Origin of the sequence: uncultured Corynebacterium sp., from assembly GCF_937999985.1 — a bacterium.
GTDB lineage: Bacteria > Actinomycetota > Actinomycetes > Mycobacteriales > Mycobacteriaceae > Corynebacterium.
In genome coordinates, this window is record NZ_CALLDG010000138.1 from 1 (window position 1) to 6,328 (window position 6,328).

The 6,328-nt window shown below is 61.8% G+C and carries 7 protein-coding genes; 5 read left to right on the forward strand and 2 right to left on the reverse strand.

The window, feature by feature from the left end; all coding sequences use genetic code 11:
* The first annotated feature begins 153 nt into the window (after nucleotides 1-153).
* The gene (locus Q0331_RS06570; RefSeq protein ID WP_298075628.1) at nucleotides 154-438 is read left to right on the forward strand and encodes a GNAT family N-acetyltransferase; all 285 of its coding nucleotides are present in this window, start codon (nucleotides 154-156) and stop codon (nucleotides 436-438) included.
* A 50-nt stretch (nucleotides 439-488) separates the two neighbouring features.
* Here the strand turns inward: Q0331_RS06570 and epsC are convergent, their stop codons facing one another.
* Both epsC and cysK read right to left on the reverse strand, forming a co-directional pair.
* On the reverse strand, nucleotides 489-1,073 hold the full coding sequence (epsC, locus tag Q0331_RS06575) for a serine O-acetyltransferase EpsC (RefSeq protein WP_034986168.1): 585 nt from the start codon (nucleotides 1,071-1,073) through the stop codon (nucleotides 489-491).
* A gap of 181 nt (nucleotides 1,074-1,254) precedes the next feature.
* Nucleotides 1,255-2,190 carry a cysteine synthase A gene (gene cysK, locus Q0331_RS06580; protein WP_298075629.1) on the reverse strand — a complete coding sequence of 312 codons (936 nt, stop codon included), beginning with the start codon at nucleotides 2,188-2,190 and terminating at the stop codon, nucleotides 1,255-1,257.
* A 194-nt stretch (nucleotides 2,191-2,384) separates the two neighbouring features.
* Between cysK and Q0331_RS06585 the strand changes: the two genes are divergently transcribed.
* The 4 genes from Q0331_RS06585 (at nucleotide 2,385) to murA (ending at nucleotide 6,123) form a co-directional block, all read left to right on the forward strand.
* Nucleotides 2,385-3,182, forward strand: coding sequence for an enoyl-CoA hydratase-related protein (locus tag Q0331_RS06585; protein ID WP_298075630.1), 798 nt, complete (start codon nucleotides 2,385-2,387; stop codon nucleotides 3,180-3,182).
* A 38-nt stretch (nucleotides 3,183-3,220) separates the two neighbouring features.
* Entirely contained in the window at nucleotides 3,221-3,757 is a 537-nt protein-coding gene (locus Q0331_RS06590; RefSeq protein WP_298075631.1) for a DUF2505 family protein, read from the forward strand.
* 181 nt (nucleotides 3,758-3,938) lie between these two features.
* Nucleotides 3,939-4,796, forward strand: a complete 858-nt coding sequence (gene ramA / locus Q0331_RS06595) for an acetate metabolism transcriptional regulator RamA (RefSeq protein ID WP_035004588.1) — start codon at nucleotides 3,939-3,941, stop codon at nucleotides 4,794-4,796.
* A 70-nt stretch (nucleotides 4,797-4,866) separates the two neighbouring features.
* Complete coding sequence (gene murA, locus Q0331_RS06600) at nucleotides 4,867-6,123, forward strand: UDP-N-acetylglucosamine 1-carboxyvinyltransferase (protein ID WP_297668265.1); 1,257 nt, start codon at nucleotides 4,867-4,869, stop codon at nucleotides 6,121-6,123.
* Nucleotides 6,124-6,328: the final 205 nt, after the last annotated feature.

Consider the following 6,328-nt stretch of genomic DNA (forward strand, 5'->3'; position numbering starts at 1 on the left):
CTTGAAGCCCTAACCGCCTAGAATTAAACTAGTCCAACTTTCGGGGGCCAGTTCAAAAACTACCGGGGTTTTGCCGTACGTACACTGGGGGTTAGAAGCTAGCACAGCTACTAGAGGATAAGAAGAGCAAATAGGGAAGGGAGCCCCAGCAGTATGTCAGGCGCCAAGAGCATCGTTCACGATCAAGAGCAGAGCCGCTTCGTAATCTATGTGGACGACCAGGAGGCCGGCTTCGCCGAGTACTCCCAGGAGGGCAACGTCCGCGACTTCAACCACACCGTTGTGGATCCGGAGTTCCGCGGCCAGGGGCTGTCCAAGCCGCTGATCAGCGAGGCTTTGCTGGAGACCAAGGAGGAGGGGCTAGAGATTAAGGCCAGCTGCTCCGCTGTCGAGGCCTTCGTGGAGAAGAACCCGGACTTTAAGGAGCTGCTGGCCTAGTCGGCTGCGCGTGGTGCGCGCAATCGCACTGGGCGCGCTGCGGGGCGCGCCTAGATGTTGTTCTGCATGTCGTCGACCCACTTCACGGCGTCGACGAGTGGGGTGTTCTGGTTGGGCTTGCGGGGGCGAATCTTCGCCGGGATGCCCGTCAGGATGGAGTTCGGGGGAGCGTCCTTGGTCACCACCGCGTTGGCGCCGATCGCGGAGCCCTCGCCGATGGTGATGGGCCCCAGCACCTTCGCGCCTGCGCCGATCATCACCCCGTTGCCGATGGTGGGGTGGCGCTTGCGCTGCACTAGTTCGGAGCCGCCGAGCGTCACCCCGTGGTAGAGCATGACGTCATCGCCGATCTCCGCGGTCTCACCGATAACTACACCCATGCCATGGTCGATAAAGAATCTGCGGCCAATGGTGGCGCCCGGGTGGATTTCGATGCCGGTGAATCCGCGGGTCGCTTGGCTAATGATGCGCGCGATGCCCCGGTGCCCGCGCTTCCACAGTGCGTGGGATACGCGGTGCGCCCAGATGGCGTGAAGGCCGGAGTACACAATGGCGTTTTCTACGTCTCCGCGCGCGGCTGGGTCGTGTTCGCGGGCATTGGCCAGGTCTTCGCGGATGCGTCCAAGAATGCTCAACGGTGTGGTCTTTCGGTTGGTTGGGTATCGGCTTAAAAGCTTTCGCAGCCACTATAACGAGAAGGCGCTGCCCCCTATTCCACCGCTGGGTGGAAAGGTGGTAGCGCCTACTTGCCTGCAGCTACTAGCCACTAGCCACTTGACAGCAGCCACTAGGTTGTGGCCGACTGCCGGAGCGGAATTAGTCGCGCAGGTCGTCGAACAGAAGGGTGGAGACGTAGCGCTCGCCGAAGTCGGGAACGATGACGACGATGGTCTTGCCCTCGTTCTCGTCCTTCTGGGCTTCCTGCACGGCGGCCCACACGGCTGCACCGGAGGAGATACCGGAGAGGATGCCCTCGGAGACAGCCAGCTCGCGGGCGGTCTTGGTTGCGTTCTCCAGCGGAGCGTCTACTACGCGGTCCAGGATGTCCTTGTTCAGGTTCTCCGGGAAGAAGTTGGTGCCCAGGCCCTGGATCTTGTGCGGGCCGAAGCGGCCTTCGGTCAGCAGCGGGGAGTCCGCCGGCTCCACGCCGACGATCTCGATCTTGTCGTTCTTCTCCTTCAGATACTTTGCCGCGCCGGAGATGGTGCCGCCGGTGCCCACACCAGCAACAAGGATGTCTACTTCACCGTCGGTGTCTTCCCAGATCTCCGGGCCGGTGGTGTTGTAGTGGATCTCCGGGTTTGCCGGGTTGGCGAACTGGCGGGCCAGGATGGCGTTGTCGGTGCTCTCGACAATCTCGTTGGCCTTGTCGACTGCGCCCTGCATGCCGGCGGAGCCCGGGGTGAGGACCAGCTCTGCGCCCAGTGCGCGAAGCATGATGCGACGCTCGTTGGACATGGTCTCCGGCATGGTCAGGATGACCTTGTAGCCCTTAGCGGCGCCGACCATGGCCAGCGCGATACCGGTGTTTCCGGAGGTCGCCTCGACGACGGTGCCGCCCGGCTTCAGGGTGCCGTCCTTCTCGGCTGCCTCGATGATGGCCTTACCGATGCGGTCCTTCACGGAGTTGGCCGGGTTAAAGGCCTCCAGCTTCAGCAGGACATTGGCCTTCAGGCCTTCGCCGTATGCGCCCAGCTTGACTAGCGGGGTTCCGCCGATGAGGTCGGTGATGTTGTTGTAAATCTTCGCCATTGGGGGCGATCCTTTCATTCTAGACTGATCGGTCTATACCGGGTAGTCTACACTGCTCGTTCGCTGGGCACCACTGTGATTCCTCGTTGGTTGCTTGAACACTGTGTTTAAGGGCGCTGAATGATTAATATTGACGCCCCTACGCACCCAAGCTTCGCTAGATTCTCGGGCACGGCAGCAGGGGATTTGGTTCAATGGCAAGCATGACTTCCGAAAACCAGACTTATGAAAACATCCAGGTGGCCGTTAACGGCGCCGTCGCGACCATCACCCTGAACCGCCCGAAGGCCCTCAATGCACTGAACAGTGGCGTGCTCTCTGAAATTGTTCCGGCAGCGGAGGCCCTGGACGCGGATCCGCAGATCGGTGCCATCGTTATCACCGGCAGCGAAAAGGCATTCGCCGCCGGCGCGGATATCAAGGAAATGAAGGATGAGACCTACCCCGAGGTGGCGGAGAAGCGCCTGTTCGGCGACTGGGAGAAGCTGGCGCAGCTGAAGACCCCGCTGATCACTGCTGTATCCGGCTTCGCCCTGGGCGGCGGCTGCGAGCTGGCGATGCTCGGCGACATTCTGCTGGCCAGCGAAACCGCAAAGTTCGGCCAGCCGGAGATCACCCTGGGCATCATCCCAGGCATGGGCGGCACCCAGCGCCTGACCCGCGCTGTGGGCAAGTACAAGGCCATGGATTTGATCCTCACCGGTCGCATGATGGACGCCGAAGAAGCTGAGCGCAGCGGCCTGGTTTCCCGCGTGCTTCCGGCGGAGGGCTTCGCCGACGAGGTGCAGAAGGTAGCAGCCAAGGTGGCAAGCATGTCCCACGTCGCAACGGCTGCCGCCACCGAGATGGTGGACGAGGCCTACCGCACCACCCTGGAAGACGGCGTGGAGGCAGAGCGTCAGCAGTTCTGGCGACTCTTCGACACTGCGGATCAGAAGGAGGGCATGGCGGCTTTCGTGGAGAAGCGCAAGCCGGAGTGGCAGCACCGCTAGTCGCACCACCGGGCGCCATTCCTGGCACAATTGCGGATATGTCGCATTCGAAGCAAGTCAACCGCACTATTGGCCTGTCCATTCATGATGTCTACGAGATCGTCTCCAGCGAGGCGTTCCTGCTGACCGACGAAGGAATGGTGGAGCAAACGGAATCCCAGATCATCGAGGCCGAGCGGGAAGTTCTGCCCGATGGTCGGGTATGGGCGCGGGTTGGCGTGAGGGCGTCACAAAAAGAACTAGAAGAGCTCTCCAAGGACGGAGAGGCGCCCATCGCATATCAAGAGACCTATGTTTCGCCCCCGGATGAGACCGGTGCGTTCGAGGTGAAGGCCGAGATGGATCTGCCGATGAAGATGGGGACGATGGATACTCACTTCGTCTACGCGCCTATCGCTGGAGGTAGCAGGGAGGCTATCGCAGAGGGTGCGGCGGAGACCGCAGTGGAGGCGATCCTGACCGCAGACGTGTCGGTACCGCTGATCGCCGGAAGGCTGGAAAAGCATCTTTTGAAGGCTGCCGACAAGACGGTAGACAACAGTTTGGCGCGTATCAAAAACCTAAATAGCGCTTAGCTTTTTCTGAGAAAACTCAGTCGATTAGCCCCGATAAGGTTGTGTGTGCTCCCGTCTCTTTTTGCAAAAGAAACATGGGGGCAGTTTTGGGGGTAGCAAGGGGGTGAACTATACTCCCTCTCACACGACGTCTTAGCCCTTCGGGGTGGGCGCCACAGGTCAAGTTTGAGGAGTGAACCAGGTGGACCAGCAGCGGCAACGCGATGACGATGACGTCATCATTTCTGCGCTGAATTCTCTAAAGAACGCGACCGGCATTCCGGTGACCATGTACGCCACGAGCTCGGCGGACGGAAAGCTGCGGATCTCCAAGTGGGTGGGCCTGCGCACCCCGGCGCTGCATAACCTGGAGATCGCGCCGGGTGCAGGCGTCGGCGGGCGCGTGGTGACCACCCGCCGCCCCGTAGGTGTTTCCGATTACACCCGAGCAAAGGCCATCAGCCACGACTTCGACCGCCACATCCGCGATGAGGGTCTGCACTCCGTCGTCGCAGTGCCCGTGATTGTGAAGCGGGAAGTCAGAGGCGTTCTCTACGCTGGCGTACACTCCCGTGCCCGCATGGGCGATAAGGTGCTCGAAGAGGTCACCATGACCGCCCGCTGCCTGGAGCAGGAGATCGCGGTCAACGAGGCGCTGCGCGCAAACGACGCCGGACGCGGTGCGACGGCGGGAGCGACCGCAAACAAGCAGGTCCGATCGATGTCTGGGGCGGAATGGGAGCAGGTTCGCGCCACGCACAGCAAGCTGCGCATGCTGGCCAACCGCGTGGAGGACGAGGATCTGCGCCGTGACCTCGAGGTTCTATGCGATCAGATGGTTTCCCCGGTGCGCGTGAAGCAGACCACTAAGCTTTCGGCGCGCGAGCTCGACGTGCTGGCCTGCGTGGCCCTGGGCCACACGAACGTGGAGGCCGCGGCCGAGATGGGCATCGGCGCGGAGACCGTGAAGAGCTACCTGCGTTCCGTTATGCGCAAGCTCGGCGCGCACACCCGCTACGAGGCGGTCAACGCAGCCCGACGCATCGGCGCGCTGCCCTGAACCTGCCCTGGTATTGCTTCGAATGATCGCTCCGCTTTGCGCGGGGCGATTTTTTTATAGGCTGGGTGGCGTGAAAGACAGCTTCGTAGTGACAGGTGGAACCAGACTGCAGGGCGCCATCAAGGTGTCCGGCGCCAAGAACAGCGTGCTTAAGCTCATGTCGGCAGCGCTTTTGGCACCCGGAACCACCACGTTGACCAATTGCCCCGAAATCGCCGACGTGCCCTACATGGCCGAGGTTCTGCGCGGACTGGGCTGTGAGGTGGAGCTCGATGGCGACGTCGTGCGCATCACCACCCCCGAGCACATCGAGTACAACGCGGACTTTGAGGCCGTGCGCCAGTTCCGTGCTTCCGTCGCGGTACTGGGGCCGCTGACCTCACGGTGCCTCAAGGCGCGGGTTGCTCTCCCTGGTGGTGACGCCATCGGCTCCCGCCCGCTCGACATGCACCAATCCGGCCTAGAGCTGTTGGGCGCAACCACCAAGATCGAGCACGGTTGTCTGGTCGCCGAAGCGGAGGAGCTCCATGGCGCGCAGATCAAGCTGGACTTCCCCTCGGTGGGCGCGACAGAGAACATTCTGACTGCTGCGGTGCTGGCTGAGGGCACCACCACACTGGACAACGCGGCGCGTGAGCCGGAGATCGTGGACCTGTGCGACATGCTGGTGGCGATGGGCGCGAAGATCAGCGGCGCTGGTTCCAACACCATCACCGTCGAGGGCGTGGAGCGACTCAACCCGGTGGACCACGAGGTTGTCGGCGACCGCATCGTCGCAGGTACCTGGGCATATGCTGCAGCGATGACGCGGGGAGACATCACGGTCGGCGGTATCGATCCGCAGCATTTGCACCTGGTTCTGGAGAAGCTAAAGCTCGCCGGGGCACAGGTGGAGACGTATCCGACCGGCTTTAGGGTGGTGCAGCACGAGCGCCCAAAGGCGGTGGACTACCAAACGCTTCCTTTCCCAGGATTCCCGACTGACTTGCAGCCCATGGCTATTGCACTGTGCACGGTGAGCGAGGGGATGAGCGTGATCACGGAAAATATCTTCGAGTCCCGCTTCCGTTTTGTCGATGAGATGATGCGCTTGGGTGCGGACGCCAGCATCGACGGCCACCACGTAGTTATCCGGGGTAGGGAGCAGCTTTCCTCTGCGCCGGTGTGGAGCTCCGACATACGTGCAGGCGCGGGCCTGGTGCTGGCCGGCCTGGTGGCGGATGGGAAGACCGAAGTGCACGATGTCTACCACATTGACCGCGGCTACCCGGAGTTCCCGGAACAGCTGTGCTCGCTGGGTGCAGAAGTGGAGCGCGTGCAGCGCTAAAGGGTGCGCCTGTTCAGTACTTAGGGCTGAGTGCGTTCAACGCCTGGGCTGAACCTGTGCAGCGTTGAAAGCTCTATGTTGGCGCATGTGCACTTTAGTGTGATTTCATACCCCGCAGAAAAGCCTTGTGGCCTGCGGGTTTGTGTTTATTGTGGGGTGTGTGTACATTAATCCAAGTCAGCGCGACACGGCGCCGCGAGTTACA